Here is a 21660-nt window from a genome sequence, read left to right as displayed (position 1 = left end):
ATTACAATCAATTTAAAAATACCAAGCCATCAACAATTAACCAAAACGCCAATACACCCAAAACCGTGATAAACATCAGCGTTATCACGGTGGGTTTTAATGTGTTTTCATTTTTTTTATTTTTGTTTTTATAGCTTAACTGCCAATTCAAAACCTTCTTTGATGGCACGCTTGGCGTCGAGCCGCTCTGAAGATTTGGCACCGCCGATGATGCGATAGTCCGCTTTTGGCGTGTCGCCGAGTTTTGGCATCAAATCATTGACTGACTCTTGACCGACGCACAGCACGACGGTATCCACTCTAAGCAGCTGCGATTTGCCATCGACAGTAATCCACAGCCCTTCATCGGTAACTTTGTCATAATTCGCCCCAGCGATTTGTATTACGCCAGCTTGCTTAATGGCGGCTTTATGTACCCAGCCTGTGGTTTTGTTCAGGGTTTTGCCCAGTTTGCCTGTGCTGCGTTGTAGCAGATACACTTGGCGAGCGGCTTTGGGTGGCTTGGCGGGGATTAATGCACCACGATGCGTATAATTGGCATCAGATGCCACGCCCCATTGCTCAAAAAACGCATCTGCCGTCTGAGCGGTGGGCTGATAATCGGCTTGATTAACCGCTGGCGACACCAATCCGCCATGCACCAAAAATTCAGCAACATCAAAGCCGATACCGCCAGCCCCCAGCACCGCCACACGCTCACCTGCGATTTGCTCGCCTGTCAGCAGCTGGCTGTAACTGATTACCTTGGGCAAATTTGCCCCTGCTAGGCTTGGCAACTGGCGTGGCACGACACCTGTGGCGATGATGATATGATCGGCATCGGCATTATCAAGCATTGATTTGCTAACTGGTGTATTTAGATAAACTGTGATATTGAGCCGCTTAATCTGCTCACGAAAATAACGAATGGTCTCAAAAAATTCTTCTTTACCTGGTATGACTTTTGCTAGATTAAACTGACCGCCAATAAACGGACGAGCTTCATAAATGCTCACCTGATGGCCACGAGCGGCAGCGGTAACGGCAGCGGATAAGCCAGCGACACCAGCACCGACAACGATGATTTTTTTGGGTTTTTTGGTGGGTTTGATGGCAATTTCGCTCTCAAAGCATGCCGAAGGATTGACCAAGCAGCTGGCACGCTCATTATTAAAAGTATGATCCAGACAAGCCTGATTGCAGCCGATGCAGGTATTGATAAGGTGTGCTTGATTATTGGCGGCTTTATTGACCCATTCACTGTCTGCCAAAAATGGGCGTGCCATCTGCACCATGTCCGCTTGTCCGCTTGCCAAGATTGCTTCGGCAGTGGCAGGCATATTGATGCGATTGGCGGCGATGACAGGGATATTGACCGCTTTTTTGACCGCCGCCGTGTAGCGAGTAAAGGCGGCACGGGGCACACTGGTAACGATGGTGGGAATGCGTGCTTCATGCCAGCCGATGCCAGTATTTATCAGGCTAACGCCAGTATCGGCCAGAGCTTTGGCAAGTGTGATCACTTCGTCTGTGGTTGCTCCATCTTCGACAAGCTCAATGATGGATAGGCGAAAACTGATAATAAAATCAGCACCGACCGCCGCACGCACTGCCTGCACGATTTGCAAGGCAAATTTCATGCGATTTTGTAAACTGCCACCGTAGGCGTCTGTGCGTTTGTTGGTGCGAGCGGATAAAAATTGATTGATTAGATAACCTTCAGAACCCATGATTTCCACGCCATCATAGCCAGCTTTTTTGGCAAGCGTGGCGGTATGGGCAAAGTCGCCAATGGTGGCCTGGATATTTTTTAGGCTCATCTGCCGTGGCTTAAAGGGTGAAATCGGCGATTTGATGGCACTGGGAGCAACCACAAATGGATGATAGCCATAACGCCCAGAATGCAGGATTTGCAGCAGGATTTTTGCCCCATGTCTATGCACGGCACGAGTGATGCGTGCGTGATGCATCACATCTGCCAAGCGGTTTAGCGTACCGCCCAGCGGTGTCAGCCAGCCTGAGCGATTGGGGGCGATACCACCAGTAACGATCAGACCGACGCCGCCTTTTGCTCGAGCTTCAAAATAAGCCGCCAATTTGCCATAATTATAAAACCTGTCTTCAAGCCCTGTATGCATCGAACCCATAACGATGCGATTTTTTAGGGTGGTAAATCCTAATTCTAAAGGCTCAAACAAATGCGGATAATCGCAGTTGATGGCTGTATCGCTAGGGCTTTTGGGCATGATGCTGGCTAGGCGTTTTTTTAAAAATGGCAATGGCATGGCTATCGTCCTGTTAGCTGGCAGTGTTTGGCGGTCAAATCATGATGGCTGTATCAAGTTCAGCGAACAATGGTTAAACTGTGGTTAAATTATGCTCAAATACAAATGGTATTATCGTTTATCATTGCCTTGATACCAATGATTGGTGTAATTGGCTTTATATAAATGGCTTTATACAAGATGCAAGCGGCTTGACAAATGCCTTTGCTTTTATCACACGCTTTTATCAAATCACGGTAAATATTTGGCAATTTTTGCGATTTTAGCACATTTTTGGACAACTGAAATCAAAATTTTGGCAGATGACCGCTGGGTCAGTTTTTACCCAAATTTTGGGGCATAATTTATCAATAGATCATCAATAAATTGTTAATAAAGTATCAATAAAATCATAAGCCAATGATTTGCATTTGCCAAAATCAAAAAATCAGAGTAATCTATCCATTTTAATCGGTAAATTTAAGGATTGTTATGAGTGAATTGATTACCGTTTCTGGCCAAATCAGCGTTGATGATGTTAAAGCCTTGGCAGAGCAAGGCTATAAGACTTTGGTCAATAACCGCCCAGACCACGAAGAGCCAAACCAGCCATTGTCTGATGAAATTGCCCATGCCGCCGCCGAGTATGGCATTGAGTATTGCCACATTCCGTTTGCTGGTGGTATGCTTGAGATGCATCATGTGCAGGCATTTGCTGATTTTTATAACAGCAGTGAGCGTCCGCTGCATCTGTTTTGTCGCAGTGGCAACCGCTCAAGCATCATTTTGCAAGCAGCCAGAGAGCAGGATTTGCTTGACGAAGAATGATAGGTTTTGTCTGATACATTTGACAAAATTTTGACAAAAAAACAGATGTCGCCAAAGATAGCGTTAGGGTGGCTTTTGTGCTAGAATATGGGCAGTTTTATGCCCATTTTCATTTGTGTTTTATGGCACATTTCCCAAAATACTTTATTAAAAATTAACTAACTGATTATCATGAGTAAAAATATCCCAATTTTAGACGCACACGACATTGAAAAAATGCAAATCGCTGGCAAACTGGCGGCCGATGTGCTGATTATGCTTGATGAGCATGTCAAAGCTGGCGTCAGCACTGGCGAGCTGGACGACATTGCTCACCGCTATATCACCGAAGTGCAAGGAGCAACGCCTGCACCGCTTAATTATCACGGTTTCCCAAAATCCATCTGTACATCGATCAATCATGTCGTCTGTCACGGCATTCCAGACCATGAGCGTCTGCTCAAAGATGGCGATATTATCAATATCGATGTTACAGTCATCAAAGATGGCTATTATGGTGATACATCAAAAATGTGGATTGTTGGTCAAGGTTCGGTGATGGCAGAACGCATTTGCCGTGTCGCCCAAGAAGCCCTATACGCTGGCATGAAAGTTGTCAAAAATGGAGCCAGATTGGGCGACATCGGTGCGGCAATCCAAGCGGTGGTTGAGCCTGAACGCTTTAGTATCGTGCGAGAGTTCTGCGGACATGGCATTGGCAAGACTTTTCATGCCGAGCCACAAGTGCTGCACTATGGCAAGGCAGGCACTGGCGTTGAGCTAAAAACAGGCATGGCATTGACCATTGAGCCGATGATTAACCAAGGCGTCTGGCAAACCAAAGTGATGAAAGATGGCTGGACAGCAATCACCAAAGACCGCAAATTATCCGCCCAATGGGAGCATACGCTCATCGTTACGGACAATGGCTGTATTGTTACCACGGCACGCCCTGATGAAGATTTGAGTTTTTTAAATCAATAATTTGTTATCAATTCATAAAATTGCAAATATCCACAAAGCGAGCAGTTAAAATTGTTCGCTTTGTTTTTTTGATAAAGACGCAATTAATTTTTTTAAATCGTATAATAAAAATAAAAAGTATTTTGGCAAGAAAAGCCCAAGTTTTGACACATTTACAGCAAATTCATGGCAAATGTTGCCAGATTAAGCAACCTTTTGGCATAAATTTGACATAAAAACCACAAAAGATAGCACGAAAAAACTTGAAATTGTAACAAAATATATCCATTATAAGCACAGATTCTTTGAACATTTAAGGAATGCAACGCTATGAATACCAAAAACACCAATAAATTCTCAAAAGCTCTATTTTGTGCGGCGGCAACCGCCACCATCGCTGCAGTACCTATGATGGCAGCAGCGGCGGATTTGCCCAGCTATTCGGCCACTTACCGTGTCAATGCTGATGGCAAAACTGGCACGGCCACACGCACCTTGACCAAAACAGGCAATCAATACAAATACACCGTCAATGCCCGTGCGGTGGGCATTGCTACCTTAAACCAAGATGCCAGCTTTAGCCTGTCAAATGGGCATATCGTGCCAAGCAGTGCCAATATGTCTGCTCGCATTTTGGGTATCGGCAGCACGCACAGTATCCGCTTTAATAACGCTGCCAAAACCGTTGTCAGCACTTATAAAAGTAAAGCAACGACCCTTAAAATGCCAAAACAGGCTTATGATGATTTAAGCCTAGAAGCCCAAATCCGCCAAGAGTTGATTAACGGCAAATTTACCGGCTCGTATCTGCTGGTCAAACGCACCGACATCGAAAACACACGCTTTCGCCGTGTCAATCATGGCAAAATCACAGTACCAGCAGGCACTTACGAAACCGTACGCATCGATCGTATCCATGACGACCACAGCCGTGCGACCAGTTTTTGGCTAGCACCCAGCCTAAATTATTTGCCAGTCAAAGTTAGCCAAACTTCAGACGGCAAAGTTATCTCGATGGAATTGACTAAATTAAATTGATATTTTAATTTAAATTAAATTTATAAATGTGGATTAAAAAACATCAGCCGTGATTGTCGTGGCTGATGTTTTATTTTGGTAAGTTCAAAAAGCAATTTAATCAATGAAATGGCAAAATTTTCAAATTGAAATTATTATTTTTAATTTAAAATCAATTTGTTTAATTTTCATTTTGGCGGTGCAAGGCAGGCAGGCGTTTTAGTAGGACAAATAATTGACCATTAATCAATAGCAGTAATACCGCTTCAACCACCTGCACTATCCAGACTGCCGTAGGGGCTTGTTCATAAATACGCAGCAACGCCAACACGCCTGCTATGCCCAAATACACCAACGCTACCATACTCACCCACATCAAAGCATAGGGCGAATTGCCCCGCAAAACCGCTGGCGTGCAAAGCAGTGCTGGTATCAAGCCAAGCAGCTGCACGCCCACACCTGCCCAAAAGCTGGCAGCAGTGGCAACAAAAACCGCCAAAGGATAAGCCATCAGTACAACCAGCAGCCAAATGCCCCAAGTGATGATTAAAGCCTGCTGCACGGGTTTTGTGGGTTTGGGCGGTTCTTGGGTTTTGGTTTTTTTCATGAGTGATTGCCTTGTAGCTGTTTGACCAAATTTGCCAGTCGCACGCCTTGAGCGATGGCCAGCGTTTGCTCGTCTTGGGTGATGCTGTTTTGGTGCTGCGTGCCAGCGACATGGCTAGCACCGTATGGCGTACCACCCCGAACGGTGTTTGACAGCTCAGGGTGGGCATAAGGCAGACCCAAAAGTAGCATACCGTGGTGCAGTAGCGGCAACATCATTGATAATAAAGTGCTTTCTTGACCGCCATGCTGACTGCCAGTACTGGTGAACACACACGCAGGCTTGCCTTGTAAATTGCCAGCCAGCCAGGCTGAGACGGTATTGTCCCAAAAATATTTTAAACTTGCCGACATATTGCCAAAATGCGTCGGGCTGCCCATTGCCAGCCCTGCACAGTCAATCAGCTCATCGGCCGTACAATACAAATCCCCATCGTCTGGAATCGCTGGCATGGTCTGCTCACTGACCGCCGACACCTTTGGCACACGGCGAATTTTTACCGCCACGCCAGCATCAGTTACACCTTGGGCGATAAAGTAGGCAAGCTGCTTGGTTGAATCTTTGTTGGTGTCGTACAGCACCAAAACATACGGTGAGATTGTATTGTTCATGAGATAAGATTTAATTTGAATGATTTTGCCAAAAATGCATTATACCAAGATTTTTATCAAATGGGGCAAATCCAATGGCAAAACTGGCGTTTGGGTTGGTTTTTGTCCAAATTATCGAGCAAAATTGGCAATTTTAATAATTGGCAAATTTGGCAGAATAAAAAGCGGTTTTGGCTGGAGTTTGAATTGGGATTTGTTTTGGAAAAATTGCCGCTTTGTAAAACTTTTATACATAATTGTACACAACTTAACCTGCATAATTTGACAATATTTGTTAGACTAATAAGCCATTTAGCAAAATCTCATCGATATTATGACAAAATTTTTGAACAAATTGCCTTTTGCCCATCATGCTTGGTTTATGTATTTGCGGTTGTTGGCACGCCATTTTATAGAAGATGAATGCCAACAAAAAGCCGCCAGTCTGACCTATACCACGCTGCTGTCGCTGGTGCCGATGCTGACGGTGGTTTTGGTGATTTTTTCTAGCGTGCCTGCCTTGGCGGATTTTCGTGAGCATCTGCAGCAGCTGATTTCTGAAAATCTGTTCCCAGCTGCCAGCAACCAAATTGGTGGCTATATTGAAAGTTTTACCGAAAAATCCAGCAATCTGGGCATTGTCGGTGTTGCAGGGTTGTTCGTAACCGCCATCATGACCCTAAACACCATTGAGCATGCGTTTAATAAAATTTGGCGTGTCCAAGATCGCTCAGGCGGCGTTGCCAGCATTGTGCATTATTGGATGATTTTGACTTTGGGGCCAGTGATTTTAGGTGTGGCTTTTGGTGCGTCCAGTGCCATTCGTAGCCTTGATTTTCTCAATCGACAAATCGGCGGCTATGGCATCGATTGGGGCGTTTGGGCGTATATCATCTCGTTTAGCTTGATGACGGCAGGTTTTACGCTGATGTATTGGTTCGTCCCAAAAGCACAAGTTCCCATCAAAAATGCCGCCATCGCTGGCTTGATTACCGCTGTGCTGTTTGAAAGTCTTAAGCACATTTTTGGCAGCGTGATGAGTAATTTTACCAGTTATGAAGCGATTTATGGGGCGTTTGCTGCTTTGCCGATTTTTTTACTGTGGATTTATTTGTCGTGGAATTTGATTTTGCTTGGCGTGCAAATTAGCCACACGCTGACCATTTTTGAGACCAAAGAAGTGCCAGTCCGCCACCCACTGCTCAGTTTGTTGGATATGCTAAATTTGACCTACAAACGCTACCAAGATGGCAAAACCGTCAGCGAAAACGAGTTGCGACATATGCTTGGCCGTAAAGAGATGCCAAAATGGAACATTTATCTGGAGCAGCTGCGGTATCACGATTTGATTACTGAGACCAAAAACGGCGAATATATCCTAAAAACTGATCTGCATACCATCAGCCTGTGGCAATTTTATAAAAATTTGCCTTATCCATTGCCGATTCGCCATGAGCTTGACCAGCTTGAGTCGGCCGATTATGATCCGTGGTTTATTGAGCTGTATCGCCATCTTAGCCAAATCGAAAGCACCGCCAGCAAAGAGCTGGAGATGCCTTTGGCGGTTTTGTTTGAATCAGCACCACTGCGTCAAAAGCAAGAGATTGCCCAAATTGTCGATGAACACACCAACGAAGAAGGCGACAGTAACGGCTTTGACCATGAAGCTCGTCGCACCATCGATGAAGATGGCAATGCGGTGATTATTCCTGATGGCAAGGCGGATTTTGAGCCAAGTCGCACAGTCAAGCTGTGGTCTTTATTTAAAAAAGTTTATCATTTTGTTAAAAATAGATAAATTCAATCAACAATTTTTGATAAATGAACAGGGGTATCTTTTGGGCGTTCCTGTTTATTTGTTGATAGCAAATCACGCAATACAGGACTAAGCGGCGGCGGATTATCCAATAGCTGTTGTAATAATTCGCCATCTGCGGCGGTAAGCTCAATTCTGCTTGGGTCAGCGTCCAATTGTGGCTCTAAGAAATTTTCGGTTTTATCTTTGTTTATTTTGCACATTTTAAAAGCAAAAATCTGACAATTTTGTGTGGTTTAATGTATCTCTGTGAAGTGAATTTGCATCTCTACTTTGGTGAACATTGAGAGATACAAATAGATATACAAAAAACAGTATATTATAGGTGGTTATACATGGCAATATAAGGCAAAGAAAAAACCCTAAGCCGTTGATTTTCTTAGGGTTTTGGGTGGTATGTGGTGGTGTTTGGTTATATAACTGGTGGAGATGGCGGGAGTTGAACCCGCGTCCGCCAGCACTACATCTATGACTCTACATGTTTAGAATCTGCCTATCGCTTTAATCCGCACCGAACCGACAGTCAGGTAGGCTTGGACGATTTGCTAAGAGTTTCGCCAAACTTGTCGCAACGCCAAATTTGACTATCCTTTGTACGTTCGCATCGGGGAGAGCAACCAGACCAAAGGCAATCCGTGCCGTCCCAAGCTGCCCTTAGGCTGCTAGTGCGTAAGTTTCGTCGTTTGCGACTATTTTAAATGTATGTTGATTTACAAGAGTCACACGCTCTTGACATGCATCATTAGGTTTCGCTACCAGCGTCGAAGCCAGAACATCCCCTTGAACTTTTTATTATAGCAGGTTTTTGACAAATAGCAAAGATTTTATTACACGCCATCACGCCAAATCCATCAAAACCAAGCTCCAAATCGCCTAAAAATCACGATAATTGGGCATGCTGGTGCGGTTGCCTTGTTTGTCGATATAATACGCTTCATCGCCATCGACCACATACGCCGCCCCTGACAAAAAATCATAGACCAAATCGTATTTGATATCGATGACCACTTTGCCAGTTTTATCAATAAAGCCATATTTGTGCAAAGAGCGGCCTTGAGCGTCTTTTTGACCTGTTTTTTTGGTTACAGCCGCCAAGCCTTCTGAAAAATCTTTTGCCGAGTCAAACTCTGGGCGAATGGCAACTTTGCCCGATTTGTCTAAAAAGCCGTATTTGCCGTCTTTTTTAAACAGCACCAAACCTTCTTCGAACCAATCGCCCAGTATGTCATATTGCGGCTTAATGACCACTTTGCCTGTGGTGTCAATAAAGCCATATTTGCCGTCTTTTTTGATTTTGGCACGCCCTTCCCAAAAGCCCCAAGCATCACGATATTGTGGACTGATGGTGATTTTGCCTGATTTATTTAGATAGCCATATTTATCATTTTGCTTAATTAGCCCCAGACCATCACTAAACGGATAGGCTTCTTGGTAAACGGCGGCGATGACGATTTTGCCTGATTTATCAACATAGCCATATTTACCGTCTTTAATCACCGCCGCCAAGCCTTCAGCATAACCACAATCTGGGTAAATGTTGGCAAATTCAACACCGACCGACAGTTGCATTTTGGCACACGCTGGCAGCTCTTCTTCGTCCAAGGCGTGCGTGCTGATGGTTTGATTTGCCAAGGCGGTTGATGATAAGGCAGCAGCCAAAGCAAAAATACGCAGCTGGGGTAAAAAATTCATAAAAAAATCCTTATTTTTGTCAATATAAACATCACCATTTTGGCATAAAAACGCCCAAAATGCCATGCCATAAAGCTGTCTTTGGGCGGTTTTTTGTGCAAAAAATTCAACAAAATCTTGCTTGTTTTTATCAAAATTTTCACAAATCATGCACTGGTTATCAAGCAGATAATTAAAAAGCGAATTTGACTGATTTAACCAAGTGTCTTAATAATCGTATCTTTGAGCTTATCTAACTGCATCTCATCAAGTGGCTTGCCGTGCCTGCCGCTCAAATAAAAAGTATCTTCGGCTCGCTCGCCCAAAGTAGTGATGCGTGCACCATGCACTTGGATATTTTGTTGGCTAAAAATCATGCCGATTTTGGCAAGCAGTGACGGATTGTCTTTAGTCACTAAGTACATTTTGTGATGCCCTAGATTTGCCAAAGTGGTCGCCTTTGAAAAATGCACCTGCGTTGGCACGGTAAAATGCTTGAGTTTATTTGCCTTAAAAATTTTATTTGGCTGGCAAAGCTCGCCAGTTTTTAGCTTTTGGGTCAGTCCATCGATGATTTGCTCGGTACGCTTATCATCAATTTGTGGGCAAGTATCGTCCGCCATCGCCCGTGCGGTTTCTGCCTGCTGATCAAGCAATACATAAGAATCCACGGCGATATTAATGCCATCAATGGTCGCTGAGATAATGGTCGCATCTAGCACACTAAAGCCCATTTTGTCCAAAAAACACACCGTCGTGGCAAACAAATTGTCTTGGTCAGGTGCACAAACCAGCAGCTGAACGCCACGCAAGGACACATCACTGTGCGGTCTTAGGGCGATAATCGGCTGATTTTGTTCCAGTTTATGCTTGGCGTGTAAAAGCTGTGCCGATTGCCAAGCAATGTCTCGGTGTTTTTGTTTTAAAAAGAACTCTTCACCAAAACTGTCCCACAGTGCATTTAAGCGATGCTTATCAATCATCGGCAGCAGCTCTTGGGCTTTTTGCTTACGGCTGGCAATCACCACATCTTTATCGGTAACATGCACGCCAAGGCTATGCACACGATGCACGCTCACATACAGCTGCTTTAATAAAGACGCTCGCCAATTGTTCCAAAGCTGGTTATTGGTGGCGTTCATATCAGCAACAGTCAGCACATACAGGTGATTGAGCCGTGTGATTGAGCCAGTAAATTCAGCAAATTTGGCAATCACTTCAGGGTCGCTGATGTCCTGTTTTTGGGCGGTCAGCGACATGGTCAGATGCTCAAGCACCAGCCACTGTACCAGTTGGCTGTCTGCTTCGCTCATGCCGTGCGTGATACAAAATTGATAAGCGTCCACGGCTCCCAATGTCGAATGGTCGCCGCCACGCCCCTTGGCAATGTCATGAAAAATCGCTGCAATTACCAAAATGTCTTTTCTGGCGATTTTTTGGTAAACTTCACTCACCAAATCGTATTTGTCCTGCTGATTTTTGTCAGCAAAACGGTGCAAAATCCGCACCAATAGCAGCGTATGGGCATCAACCGTATAGCGATGGAACAAATCATACTGCATCAGCCCCATGATTTTGCCAAATGCTGGCAAATAATTGCCCAAAATCCCAAAACGCTTCATTAGTCTTAGGCGATGAAACAGGTAGTTGTTTTCTTGTAAATTTGCCAAAAATAGGCGGCGATGCTCATCGATACTGCGATATTTTTCATCAACCAAAGCACTTGCCAGATACATGGCTCGCAAAGTGCTGGCAGTGATTTGGCTGATGCCTTGTTGTCCCATAATTAAGAAAATCTTTAATAAATTGGCAGGATTTTTGGTAAAAGTATCGGCATGAGCGATGGCGATTTTGACGGCTTTTGGTGTGTTTGGTTGATTTTGCCCAACGCTTGTTTTCACCAAACAAAAATCATCATCAATCGCCGTCGTCTGTACGGCATTTGCCAGATATTTTTCATAAAAATATTCGCACAATACTTCTGATAATGCCGAAATACGCATCACATGGCGATAATACAGCCGCATCATCGCCTCAAGTGCCTCGGTAATCTCATGGTGCGTGATGGTGTCGCTTGATGCATAATAGCCAAAATGTTGGGCGATGCTTTTTTGGTAATCAAACAGCAATCTGTCCTCACCTCGAGCGGTCAAGGTGTGCAAATGATGGCGAATGCACCACAAAAACCGCTGTCCTGCCAGCAAACTTTCACATTCATCGGCATTGATAAAGCCACTCGCTACCAGCTCTGCCATGCCAGTTTTGCCAAAATAAAACCGCCACAGCCAGCCAATCATGTGCAAATCTCGCAAGCCACCCGGGGCATTTTTGATGTTTGGTTCCAGATTGTACGCTGTGGCATTATAGGCAAGATAGCGTTCTTTGGCTTCGGCCATTTTGGCGGCATAAAAATCTTGGATTGTCCAAACTGACTTTACAACTTGATAAGGAAAATTTGCCAAATCCCAATTGCCTGCCAAAATTCGTGCTTCTAGCATGGCAGTGGCGATGGTTTGCTCACTGGCGGCTGTGCGTGTCTCATCAAGGCTACGCACCGAAAACGCTGGCGTAATGCCAATATCCCAAAGATCTGCCACAAATTTTTCAATATTATCTTTGGCACAAGCAATCGTCTCACCAATCAATAAAATATCAATGTCTGATGCAGGCGACAACTCGCCACGGCCATAGCCACCAACCGCAAACAGGGCAAAATCTTTGGGAAATTGATAAAAATCAAACATCTCAATCAAAATCCCATCAATCGCCAGCGTGCGAATGGCAAGCAAATTTTCAATGTGCGACATTGCCTTGACGCCATGAGTGAGCATTTTTTGATTAATGGCAATATTTAAATTTTCTAAATATTGGCGTATGGCGGCGTTATTTTGGCTAGTGCCGACAATCTTGGGTGGCAAGCCAATATCCAACTGTGCTTGTTGGCAATGCTCAAAAAGCTGGGCAAAGGCGGTATTTGGCAAATGGGGTGAATTGGGCGTATTTGTCATGATTAACCTGCAATTGACCTTGGTTTGGTGGTTTGGCTTTGGTTTTAATATTGATTAAATATTGCTTAAGATTTACCGATGGTTTGATAATCTGATGCAAGGGTGTATCGGTGCTATCCCTAGCATCATTATTGCAATGTTAAATGTATTCATCTGTTGGCCATTATTTTACGATAAATTCACCCAAAAAATAAAATTTTAGTAATTTTTTTTCATAAAAAACTTGAAATTCATCAACAAAACACCACTTATGACACATTAAATTTAACCTTTTTCTTTTATCTTTTAAGTTTAAATTAACGGAGTGATTATGAAAATTCGTCCACTACACGACCGCATTGTTGTTCGCCGCACCGAAGAAGAGCAAAAAACCGCAGGTGGCATCTTGCTGCCGGGCAGTGCCGCTGAAAAACCACAACAAGGCGAAGTGATTGCCGCTGGTAACGGTCAAGTGCGTGATAACGGCGAAGTACGCCCGCTAGATGTCAAAGTTGGCGACACTGTGCTATTTGGCCAATATGCAGGTCAAACTGTCAAAGTTGATGGCGAAGAGCTACTTATCATGAAAGAAAGTGATGTATTGGGCGTTTTGGAAGCCTAATGCTGTTTGACTTTTATTATTTATAAAATAAATCATTTAAAATTTTAACATTGAATATGGAGTAAAACCATGGCAAAAGATGTAAGTTTTGGCACTAACGCTCGAGAAAAGATGATCGATGGCGTGAACATTTTGGCAAATGCCGTCAAAGTTACCTTAGGCCCAAAAGGTCGCAATGTGGTGATTGACAAATCATTTGGCGCACCAACCATCACCAAAGATGGTGTGAGTGTGGCAAAAGAGATTGAATTAGAAGATAAATTTGAAAATATGGGTGCTCAGCTGGTGCGTGAAGTTGCCGCCAAAACCAACGATGTGGCAGGTGATGGTACGACGACTGCGACAGTATTGGCACAGGCGATTTTGGTTGAAGGCATGAAAACTGTCGCCGCTGGCATGAACCCAATGGATCTAAAGCGTGGCATCGACAAAGGCGTGCGTGCTGCCGTCGAAGAAATCCGTGCATTATCAACGCCAGCCAATGACCACAAAGCCATCGCTCAAGTTGGCTCAATCTCTGCCAACTCAGACACCACCATCGGCGAGCTTATCAGCAAAGCCATGGAAACCGTTGGCAAGCAAGGCGTTATCACTGTCGAAGAAGGCTCTGGCTTTGAAGATGCTTTGGAAGTGGTTGAAGGCATGCAGTTTGATCGTGGTTATATCAGCCCATATTTTGCCAACAAGCAAGACAGCCTAACTTGCGAATTTGACAATCCATTGATTTTGTTGGTGGATAAAAAAATCAGCAATATCCGTGAAATCGTGCCATTGCTTGAAAAAGTGATGCAAACCAGCCGTCCATTGCTAATCATCGCCGAAGATGTCGAAAACGAAGCATTGGCGACTTTGGTAGTGAACACTTTGCGTGGTGGCCTAAAAACTTGTGCGGTCAAAGCACCGGGTTTTGGCGATCGCCGTAAAGCCATGCTACAAGACATTGCCATCTTGACAGGCGGCGTGGTTATCTCAGAAGAAGTGGGTCTAAGCCTTGAAGCGGCTGAGATTGCTCATTTGGGTACTGCCAAAAAAGTTACCATCGGCAAAGAAAACACCGTGATTGTTGATGGTGCAGGCGATAAAGCCGACATCGAAGCACGAGTTGAGTCTATCCGCCGTCAAGTTGAAGAGTCAACTTCTGATTATGATAAAGAAAAATTGCAAGAGCGTGTGGCAAAACTGTCAGGCGGTGTTGCGGTGATCAAAGTCGGTGCAGCAACCGAAACCGAAATGAAAGAGAAAAAAGACCGTGTCGATGATGCCTTGCATGCCACTCGTGCCGCTGTTGAAGAAGGCGTCGTACCGGGTGGTGGCGTAGCGTTGGTGCGTGCCTTGGCTGCTCTAAGCGACCTAAAAGGCGATAACGAAGACCAAAACGCTGGTATCAATATCCTACGCCGTGCGATGGAAGCACCACTTCGCCAAATCGTTACCAACGCTGGCGAAGAAGCGTCTGTCATCATTAACGAAGTCAAAAACGGCTCAGGCAACTATGGCTATAACGCCGCCACTGGCGAATATGGCGACATGATCGCTATGGGTATCCTAGATCCTGCCAAAGTTACTCGTTCAGCACTGGAGCATGCTGCTTCTGTGGCAGGTCTGATGCTGACCACCGAAGTGATGATTACTGACCTACCAGCCAAAGACAACGGTGCGGCGATGGCTGCTGCTGGCATGGGCGGTATGGGTGGCATGGGCGGTATGATGTAATACATTGTCCAAGCCATTGATTTTGCATTAAATTTAAACAGTGCAAACCTACCAAATCCCCAAAGATTTATCTTTGGGGATTTTTGCTTTTGGCTTTTGTTGGTTGCTATGATATGGATAAGTGTATGAGTTGATTAAATTTGTGCTTGATACTTGACGGCATGATTGATGACACGATGGACAATATGGCTTATAATTGATGGGTTGAAATATGATTTAATTACTTGATTTAACCACCTGATTTAATCGCCCGCAGTTAAAATATGATGCGTTTTAAGGAATATATAATGAAAAAATCGCTACATGTGCTACTGCTGTCTTTGTCGGTTTTGGCATCTTTATTGGTTGGCGTATGTGCCAATGCTGCTGGCAAGGCCTTTGACCGTGCCACAAACCAAGTGCAAGCAGATCAGTTGCCTTTGGTGATTTTTGTGAAATCCAAGCTGTTTGATGCGGTGGTGGGCGGTGAGCCAATGCTGCATTTTGAAGATTATCACGCCAAGATGGAGCATCAAGGGGCGGTATATGTGCTTGACAGCTTTGTTAAGCCACTTGAGCAGCCATTTTATATCTATGTGCGTGCCGAACATGGTGGCGGTGTTTTGCATGAAGTGGCGGCAGAGCTGGCGGTGGCATATATTGAGCCAAAGGGCTGTACCGAGCCTTTGGTTCGCCGAGCGGACTTGGATAAGGGCAGTGCCGATGGGCAGGCGTGGATTATCGGCGTGTCGTGCTAGGCAATGGGGCAAATCTTCCAAAGATGAATTCGCCCAAAGGCTCAAAATTTCAAATCCAAAACCTTAACGCTTGGTTGTAAAACTTAAGCGTTTTATCCATTGCTTAGAATCTCATCAAACCCAAAGCGGTTTTATATTGATATTAAAGCCAAGCCAATTATCTGATGATTTGGCAAATAAAAAAATACGCTTGATTGATTAACCAAGCGTATTTTAGAATATTGGCATCCCATAGGGGATTCGAACCCCTGTTACCGCCGTGAAAGGGCGGTGTCCTAGGCCTCTAGACGAATGGGACACAGTGTGCAAAGTCATCATCAGATGCTTTACCAACTTTCGACGCTTTCACCGTTGTTTCGAAAGTGGTGCTATTATAGCAAAATATTTTTAGTCGTCAAGCATTGAATTATAAAAACCTGATAAAAGTTTATAACTATTTGATTTATAAATAATTATTTTGGATATTTGGATTAATTACAGCAATGACGATGTGATGAATGGTCAAATAAAACGGCCTGAAAACACAGATTTTCAAGCCGTTTTTATTGATAGCTTTGTTGATGATTACCGTTGTGGGCTTTATCAGTTTTGGCAATCAGTCTTTGAAATTGTTAAATTGTAGCGGTACGCCAAATTGTTTTTCTTTCAAAAATGCCATCGCCAGCTGCAAATTGTCTTTTTTCTTGTCGGTTACTCGGATTTTATCGCCTTGAATGCTGGCAGAGACCTTTAGATCAGACTCTTTGAGTGCTTTGGAGATTTTTTTGGCGGTGTTAGCGTCCAGACCGTCTTTTAGGTTGATGACTTGCTTGGTGTGCTTGCCTGACTGGGTTTTGTCTTGTGGGTCTAGGCTTTGTAAATCCACGCCACGCTTGATGAGCTGCTTTTCAAAGATGGCATAGACATTGTCTGCTTGCAGTTCGTTGTCGGTGGTGATGGTAACGGTTTTGGCTTTTTCGTTCAGCTCAATTTGAATATCACTACCCTTAAAGTCAAAGCGTGTGCCGACTTCTTTTTCGGCATTTTGCACAGCGTGCTTGACTTCAAAGGTTTGTAACTCGGATACAACATCAAAAGATGGCATAACAACTCCTTGATTTTATTAATGATAAAATGGTTTATTCGCTGGTGTCACTTTGACTGTCTGCATTATCTGTATTGTTTAAATTATCTACATTATCGACATTGTCTGTCAAATCGGCCACGGCTGGCAGGCGGATACTCTGATTGACAATTCGGTATTGTCTGTCGAATCAGCCACGGCTGGCAGTAGGGTGCTTTGATTGACAATGTGGCAAAACAGCTCGGCAGTTTTTTGGGTGTCGTACAGTGCTGAATGGGCATGGCTGTTGTCAAAGTCAATGCCTGCCATCACACAAGTGCGTGCCAGCACCGTATGCCCATAAGCCAAAGCGGCAAAACTGGCGGTATCCAGCACGCTAAAGGCATGAAAGGGCGACTGGTTTTTGCTATTCGTGCGAGCAATGGCGGCATTCAAAAATCCCAAGTCAAAATGGGCATTATGCCCAACCAAGATACACTGACGGCAACCGTGCTGTTTTTTGACGGCTTTGAGTGCCTTAAAAATGCGACGCAAGGCGGTTTTTTCGTCTTCGCTGATGGCTTTGCGAATCGGACTGTCAGGATTGATGCCTGTGAATTTGAGCGATGTCGGCTCAAGATTGGCACCATCAAAAGGCTCAATGTGAGCATTTAACGCTTCGCCTTGGTACAGTTTTCCATCATCATTCATCAAGATGGGAATGCAGGCAATCTCAAGCAGGGCATCAGTCTGGGCATTAAACCCAGCTGTCTCCACATCGACAACAACAGGCAAAAAACCACGAAAACGATTGGCAATGGTGGGCTTATTTGGCTTATCCATCATTGCACCACTTGCCAATCCAGTGTTTCACCTGCCAGCAGTGGCGTGAGCGTTTTGTCGCCCAAATAGTCAAAACTTTGCGGTATGGTTTGTGGTTTTTTGACCAGTGTGATGGTGCTGTTATTGACTGGCAAGCCATAAAAGTTTGCACCATAGACGCTGGCAAAGTTTTCCAGTTTATCCAGTGCGTCCACGCTCTCAAAGGCGGCGGCGTACAGCGGCAGGGCGTGCAATGCACTATAACAGCCTGCACAGCCACAAGCCGCTTCTTTGGTGTGTGTGGCGTGTGGGGCTGAGTCTGTGCCTAAGAAAAATTTGGGATTGCCACTGGTTGCCACTTGCAGCAGGCGTTTTTGGTGGTCGGCACGCTTAAGAATTGGCAGGCAATAATAATGCGGTTTGACACCACCAACCAGCAAGTGATTGCGGTTAAATAACAAATGCTGCGGCGTAATGGTGGCGGCGATGTGCTTGCCTTGAGCCAGACAAAAATCAGCAGCATCGGCGGTGGTGATATGCTCCATGACGATTTTTAGCTCGGGGAAATTTTTGATAATTTGGCTTAGCACATCGTCCAAAAACCGCTTTTCACGATCAAAAATATCAATCTGTGCGTGCGTAACTTCGCCATGCACCAAAAGCGGCAAACCGTGCTTTTGCATGGCATCAAATACCGAACCACGCCCCAAAATATCGGTTACGCCATCGGCAGAGTTGGTGGTCGCTCCAGCAGGGTAGAGCTTGACCGCCGAGACCACGCCTGTGGCAACTGCTTGACTGATGTCATCGGCAGTTGTGTGGTCGGTCAGATATAGCACCATGCGTGGATCAAAGCTGTCTTTGCGTTTGGTGTCAATGTCGCTTTGGTGCAAGGCTGCCAAGATGCGTTCACGATAATCCACCGCTTGTTGGGCGGTTTTGACAGGCGGCACGAGATTTGGCATACAAATCACACGGTTAAAACTGCTTGCCGCATGTGGTACAGTGGTGGCAAGTGCATCGCCGTCACGCAGATGGATATGCCAGTCATCTGGCTGAATCATGGTCAGTTGTGTGGTCATAATTGGCTCACTTGGCTATTTGATTTATTGAGTAATATTTGATAAATTATATAATATTTCTCAATAAAATGGCTAAAAATGAATATCTTGCCATTATTCTAGCATGGGGCGATTTTGTCAAGTTTTAAATTTGCTACGCAGATAAAAAGTCGCTTGCAAAGAGATTGCAAGCGACTGTGCTAATAAGCGTGTTTGAATTAACGAAAATCTGGGTCTTGGTTTGTGGCGTATTCAATAAAAGAGAGATGTTCCTTAATCTGTTTATTGGTATAGATATAACCAAATATACCCATAGGCAAAAACAAAATTCCGACAGGGATTAAAATAACTGTTAGCAGCATGATAGTTGCTAGAACAATAAAAAAATACTGACATACTTCAGGTATTTAAAATTATTAATCAGTTTTTGATTGGCATAAACAAAGGTCTCTAAATCGCAGGCGACACCAGAAGTTTTGGCGGTATTTTTCACCATTTTATATTTTGCACTATTAAATGCCATAGAATACTCCCAATATTATAAAATAACTGTTTATGGGAAATATATCAAAAAAAAAACGGTGTCAAATAATTTTAAAAATTGTTTAAAAAAATTCCCAATCGGCTCGGACTGGGAATTTTATCATTGATTTGGGCTTTATTTGTGTTGTTATTTGCCCTGCTGTTCGTCTTGTTGCTCAAGCTGTGGCACGGCATTGCCACCGCCCAGACCCAATAAGCCTGATTGGACATACAGACCCAGTTTTTGGCGTGTGTCGGCAATATCCAAATTACGCATGGTTAGCTGTCCGATACGATCCAGCGGCGTAAATGCGGCATCTTCGACTTTTTCCATCGACAGGCGATCGGCTTCGTAGGTTAGATTTGGCGATTCGGTATTTAGGATAGAGTAGTCATTACCACGACGCAGCTCAAGCGTTACCGTGCCAGTGATGGCTTTGGCGACCCAACGCTGTGCCGTCTCACGCAGCATCAATGCTTGGCTATCAAACCAGCGACCTTGGTACAGCAGACGACCCAAACGCAAGCCATTAATGCGGTACTGCTCGATGGTGTCTTCGTTATGAATGCCTGTTACCAGACGCTCATAAGCGATGTGCAGCAGTGCCATGCCCGGTGCTTCATAGATGCCACGAGATTTGGCTTCGATAATGCGGTTTTCGATTTGGTCGGTCATGCCCAGACCGTGGCGGCCGCCGATTTCATTGGCCTTTAAAATCAAATCCACAGGGCTGTCATAAGTTTCGCCATTGATGGCAGTAGGAACACCTTCTTTAAAAGTAATGCTGACGGTTTCGGCATCGATTTTGATGCTTTCGTCCCAGTAGCGAACGCCCATGATTGGCTCAACAATTTTATGGCTGGCGTCCAGATATTCCAAATCTTTGGCTTCGTGCGTCGCTCCAAGCATATTTGAGTCGGTTGAGTAGGCTTTTTCTTTGCTCATCTTATAATCAAAGCCATTATCAATCAAAAACTGGCTCATCTCGGCACGACCGCCCAGCTCGTCAATAAAGGTCTGATCCAACCAAGGTTTGTAAATTTTTAGTTCAGGATTGGCAAGCAGACCATAGCGATAAAAACGCTCAATGTCGTTGCCTTTATAAGTTGAGCCATCGCCCCAGATATTGACATCGTCTTCACGCATGGCAGAGACCAGCATTGTGCCTGTTACCGCACGCCCCAATGGCGTGGTGTTAAAGTACGGCATGCCGCCTGTGGTTACATGAAATGCACCGCATTGGATAGCGGCGATGCCTTCTTGGGCAAGCTGTAAGCGGCAATCAATCAAGCGAGCTTGGATAGCACCGTATTGTTCAGCCTTGGCAGGAATGGCGTTATAGTCATCTTCGTCAGGCTGTCCCAAATTGGCGGTGTACGCATATGGCTTAGCACCTTTTTGTTTCATCCAAAGCAGTGCTGCCGAAGTGTCCAAACCGCCAGAAAAAGCGATACCGACTTTTTTGCCGACTGGCAAGTGCTGTAAGATGGTTGCATTACTCATGGCAATATCCTTGATTGGTTAAACTGATTGATTAAGCTGATTAATTAAATAAATTAACCAAAATCCACTAAAAATAAACTTATTGCTAGATTATAGCATTTTTTGGAATTTTGTGATGGCTTGCTGGAGCGATTTTTATAAAAATTTTACAAATAAACGCAAATTTTTGGCATTTTTGATGATTTTTCTCTGTTAAATTCAGCGAGCTTTGCTATACTATCATTTTTAGAAATGATGATTATTTTAATCAGGATTTATGGTGTGATTTTGCTAAATTATTTGTAGGCTTGCAAGTTTTTAAAATGACAAATTTGATCAGCTGTCAAATGGTCAGATACTCAAAAGTTGCCAATTTACCAAAACAATCACCAGCCAAAATTATCATCAAAATCAATCACCAAACCACCAAACCAAACCGATGGCAAATGATGACACAGGATAACACGCATCTGATTATTGATACCAAAACACAGACGCTAACACTGATGGCTGGTGAGCGTTTGCTACGCCAATTTGCCATCTCAACAGGCAAAAATGGCACAGGTCAATCCGAAGGCTCGGGCTGCACGCCATTGGGTCGGCACATCATCAGCGAAAAATTTGGCGATAATTTGCCTGCCAATGCGGTTTTTGTGGCTCGTCAATTCACTGGCGAGCTATACGATGCGGCACTAGGCGAGCAGTTTGTGGGTCGTGATTGGATTTTGGGGCGGATTTTGTGGCTGGCAGGTTGCGAAGACGGCTTTAATCGTGGTGTCAATGCCGATGGTGTCAGCGTGGATACCAAATCTCGCTATATCTATATCCACGGCACGCCTGACAGTGAGCCGATGGGTGAGCCGCTGTCGCATGGCTGCGTGCGAATGCGAAACGATGAGCTGGTTTGGCTGTATGAGCAAGTGGCGGTTGGCTGTTCGGTTTTGATTCAATAGCACA

19 protein-coding genes, 1 tRNA gene and 1 other RNA gene are annotated in these 21660 nt (G+C 44.5%); 9 read left to right on the top strand and 12 right to left on the bottom strand.

Annotation, left to right across the window (positions count from 1 at the left end; translation table 11 throughout):
• Positions 1–128: 128 nt before the first annotated feature.
• Positions 129–2225, bottom strand: a complete 2097-nt coding sequence (locus ACFBZI_RS00880) for an FAD-dependent oxidoreductase (protein WP_375716278.1) — start codon at positions 2223–2225, stop codon at positions 129–131.
• Positions 2226–2735: 510 nt separating this feature from the next.
• On the opposite strand from ACFBZI_RS00880, the gene ACFBZI_RS00875 reads away from it, so the two are divergent.
• From ACFBZI_RS00875 to ACFBZI_RS00865, 3 genes are all read left to right on the top strand, one after another.
• The gene (locus tag ACFBZI_RS00875; protein ID WP_375714588.1) at positions 2736–3071 is read left to right on the top strand and encodes a protein tyrosine phosphatase family protein; all 336 of its coding nucleotides are present in this window, start codon (positions 2736–2738) and stop codon (positions 3069–3071) included.
• 171 nt (positions 3072–3242) lie between these two features.
• Entirely contained in the window at positions 3243–4034 is a 792-nt protein-coding gene (map, locus tag ACFBZI_RS00870) for a type I methionyl aminopeptidase (RefSeq protein WP_375714587.1), read from the top strand.
• A 387-nt stretch (positions 4035–4421) separates the two neighbouring features.
• Positions 4422–5051 (top strand): DUF3108 domain-containing protein, encoded by a 630-nt coding sequence (locus ACFBZI_RS00865; RefSeq protein WP_446221238.1) that lies wholly within the window; start codon positions 4422–4424, stop codon positions 5049–5051.
• 160 nt (positions 5052–5211) lie between these two features.
• Here the strand turns inward: ACFBZI_RS00865 and ACFBZI_RS00860 are convergent, their stop codons facing one another.
• Together ACFBZI_RS00860 and wrbA are read right to left on the bottom strand one after the other, a co-directional pair.
• Positions 5212–5637 carry a hypothetical protein gene (locus tag ACFBZI_RS00860; RefSeq protein ID WP_375714585.1) on the bottom strand — a complete coding sequence of 142 codons (426 nt, stop codon included), beginning with the start codon at positions 5635–5637 and terminating at the stop codon, positions 5212–5214.
• Positions 5634–6248, bottom strand: a complete 615-nt coding sequence (gene wrbA / locus ACFBZI_RS00855; protein ID WP_375714584.1) for an NAD(P)H:quinone oxidoreductase — start codon at positions 6246–6248, stop codon at positions 5634–5636. The genes ACFBZI_RS00860 and wrbA overlap by 4 nt, the downstream gene beginning before the upstream one ends.
• A 15-nt stretch (positions 6249–6263) precedes the next feature.
• Between wrbA and ACFBZI_RS00850 the strand changes: the two genes are divergently transcribed.
• Together ACFBZI_RS00850 and ACFBZI_RS00845 are read left to right on the top strand one after the other, a co-directional pair.
• Complete coding sequence (locus ACFBZI_RS00850; protein ID WP_375714583.1) at positions 6264–6650, top strand: hypothetical protein; 387 nt, start codon at positions 6264–6266, stop codon at positions 6648–6650.
• On the top strand, positions 6610–8025 hold the full coding sequence (locus tag ACFBZI_RS00845) for a YihY family inner membrane protein (protein ID WP_375714582.1): 1416 nt from the start codon (positions 6610–6612) through the stop codon (positions 8023–8025). Before ACFBZI_RS00850 ends, ACFBZI_RS00845 begins: the two co-directional genes overlap by 41 nt.
• A gap of 2 nt (positions 8026–8027) precedes the next feature.
• Here ACFBZI_RS00845 and ACFBZI_RS00840 read toward each other — a convergent pair whose 3' ends face one another.
• The 4 genes from ACFBZI_RS00840 to glnD all read right to left on the bottom strand — a co-directional run bounded on the left by ACFBZI_RS00840 (position 8028) and on the right by glnD (position 12695).
• On the bottom strand, positions 8028–8246 hold the full coding sequence (locus ACFBZI_RS00840) for a hypothetical protein (protein WP_375714581.1): 219 nt from the start codon (positions 8244–8246) through the stop codon (positions 8028–8030).
• Positions 8247–8464: 218 nt separating this feature from the next.
• Positions 8465–8823: a transfer-messenger RNA gene (ssrA, locus tag ACFBZI_RS00835) on the bottom strand.
• Positions 8824–8916: 93 nt separating this feature from the next.
• Complete coding sequence (locus tag ACFBZI_RS00830) at positions 8917–9735, bottom strand: WG repeat-containing protein (RefSeq protein WP_375714580.1); 819 nt, start codon at positions 9733–9735, stop codon at positions 8917–8919.
• Between the two features lie 194 nt (positions 9736–9929).
• Positions 9930–12695 carry a [protein-PII] uridylyltransferase gene (gene glnD / locus ACFBZI_RS00825; protein ID WP_375716277.1) on the bottom strand — a complete coding sequence of 922 codons (2766 nt, stop codon included), beginning with the start codon at positions 12693–12695 and terminating at the stop codon, positions 9930–9932.
• Between the two features lie 334 nt (positions 12696–13029).
• On the opposite strand from glnD, the gene groES reads away from it, so the two are divergent.
• The 3 genes from groES (at position 13030) to ACFBZI_RS00810 (ending at position 15773) form a co-directional block, all read left to right on the top strand.
• Entirely contained in the window at positions 13030–13323 is a 294-nt protein-coding gene (gene groES, locus ACFBZI_RS00820; RefSeq protein WP_375716276.1) for a co-chaperone GroES, read from the top strand.
• 69 nt (positions 13324–13392) lie between these two features.
• Positions 13393–15036 (top strand): chaperonin GroEL, encoded by a 1644-nt coding sequence (gene groL / locus ACFBZI_RS00815; protein WP_375714579.1) that lies wholly within the window; start codon positions 13393–13395, stop codon positions 15034–15036.
• Between the two features lie 287 nt (positions 15037–15323).
• Complete coding sequence (locus ACFBZI_RS00810; RefSeq protein WP_375714578.1) at positions 15324–15773, top strand: hypothetical protein; 450 nt, start codon at positions 15324–15326, stop codon at positions 15771–15773.
• A gap of 222 nt (positions 15774–15995) precedes the next feature.
• Here the strand turns inward: ACFBZI_RS00810 and ACFBZI_RS00805 are convergent.
• From ACFBZI_RS00805 to argG, 5 genes are all read right to left on the bottom strand, one after another.
• Positions 15996–16071 (bottom strand) — tRNA-Glu (locus ACFBZI_RS00805).
• A gap of 297 nt (positions 16072–16368) precedes the next feature.
• Positions 16369–16857, bottom strand: coding sequence for a YajQ family cyclic di-GMP-binding protein (locus tag ACFBZI_RS00800; RefSeq protein ID WP_375714577.1), 489 nt, complete (start codon positions 16855–16857; stop codon positions 16369–16371).
• A gap of 108 nt (positions 16858–16965) precedes the next feature.
• Positions 16966–17658 (bottom strand): ribonuclease T, encoded by a 693-nt coding sequence (gene rnt / locus ACFBZI_RS00795; protein WP_375714576.1) that lies wholly within the window; start codon positions 17656–17658, stop codon positions 16966–16968.
• Positions 17658–18719 carry a dihydroorotase gene (gene pyrC / locus ACFBZI_RS00790; RefSeq protein ID WP_375714575.1) on the bottom strand — a complete coding sequence of 354 codons (1062 nt, stop codon included), beginning with the start codon at positions 18717–18719 and terminating at the stop codon, positions 17658–17660. Before pyrC ends, rnt begins: the two co-directional genes overlap by 1 nt.
• A gap of 649 nt (positions 18720–19368) precedes the next feature.
• Positions 19369–20724 carry an argininosuccinate synthase gene (gene argG / locus ACFBZI_RS00785; RefSeq protein ID WP_375714574.1) on the bottom strand — a complete coding sequence of 452 codons (1356 nt, stop codon included), beginning with the start codon at positions 20722–20724 and terminating at the stop codon, positions 19369–19371.
• 428 nt (positions 20725–21152) lie between these two features.
• Between argG and ACFBZI_RS00780 the strand changes: the two genes are divergently transcribed.
• On the top strand, positions 21153–21656 hold the full coding sequence (locus ACFBZI_RS00780) for a L,D-transpeptidase family protein (protein WP_375714573.1): 504 nt from the start codon (positions 21153–21155) through the stop codon (positions 21654–21656).
• Positions 21657–21660 lie beyond the last annotated feature (4 nt).

Source organism: Moraxella marmotae (assembly GCF_042219885.1).
GTDB classification, from domain to species: Bacteria; Pseudomonadota; Gammaproteobacteria; order Pseudomonadales; family Moraxellaceae; genus Moraxella; species Moraxella marmotae.
Note: the sequence above shows the minus strand (reverse complement) of the source record. Positions and strands in the feature narration are given on the sequence as shown.

Coding starts and splice junctions, on each gene's coding strand:
- ACFBZI_RS00800 (WP_375714577.1), bottom strand. CDS start 16,857: ATGCCATCTTTTGATGTTGTATCCGAGTTACAAACCTTTGAAGTCAAG.
- rnt (WP_375714576.1), bottom strand. CDS start 17,658: ATGGATAAGCCAAATAAGCCCACCATTGCCAATCGTTTTCGTGGTTTT.
- ACFBZI_RS00780 (WP_375714573.1), top strand. CDS start 21,153: ATGACACAGGATAACACGCATCTGATTATTGATACCAAAACACAGACG.
- ACFBZI_RS00810 (WP_375714578.1), top strand. CDS start 15,324: ATGAAAAAATCGCTACATGTGCTACTGCTGTCTTTGTCGGTTTTGGCA.
- groL (WP_375714579.1), top strand. CDS start 13,393: ATGGCAAAAGATGTAAGTTTTGGCACTAACGCTCGAGAAAAGATGATC.
- ACFBZI_RS00865 (WP_446221238.1), top strand. CDS start 4,422: ATGATGGCAGCAGCGGCGGATTTGCCCAGCTATTCGGCCACTTACCGT.
- pyrC (WP_375714575.1), bottom strand. CDS start 18,719: ATGACCACACAACTGACCATGATTCAGCCAGATGACTGGCATATCCAT.
- ACFBZI_RS00830 (WP_375714580.1), bottom strand. CDS start 9,735: ATGAATTTTTTACCCCAGCTGCGTATTTTTGCTTTGGCTGCTGCCTTA.
- argG (WP_375714574.1), bottom strand. CDS start 20,724: ATGAGTAATGCAACCATCTTACAGCACTTGCCAGTCGGCAAAAAAGTC.
- ACFBZI_RS00860 (WP_375714585.1), bottom strand. CDS start 5,637: ATGAAAAAAACCAAAACCCAAGAACCGCCCAAACCCACAAAACCCGTG.
- wrbA (WP_375714584.1), bottom strand. CDS start 6,248: ATGAACAATACAATCTCACCGTATGTTTTGGTGCTGTACGACACCAAC.
- ACFBZI_RS00875 (WP_375714588.1), top strand. CDS start 2,736: ATGAGTGAATTGATTACCGTTTCTGGCCAAATCAGCGTTGATGATGTT.
- ACFBZI_RS00840 (WP_375714581.1), bottom strand. CDS start 8,246: ATGTGCAAAATAAACAAAGATAAAACCGAAAATTTCTTAGAGCCACAA.
- ACFBZI_RS00845 (WP_375714582.1), top strand. CDS start 6,610: ATGTATTTGCGGTTGTTGGCACGCCATTTTATAGAAGATGAATGCCAA.
- ACFBZI_RS00880 (WP_375716278.1), bottom strand. CDS start 2,225: ATGCCCAAAAGCCCTAGCGATACAGCCATCAACTGCGATTATCCGCAT.
- map (WP_375714587.1), top strand. CDS start 3,243: ATGAGTAAAAATATCCCAATTTTAGACGCACACGACATTGAAAAAATG.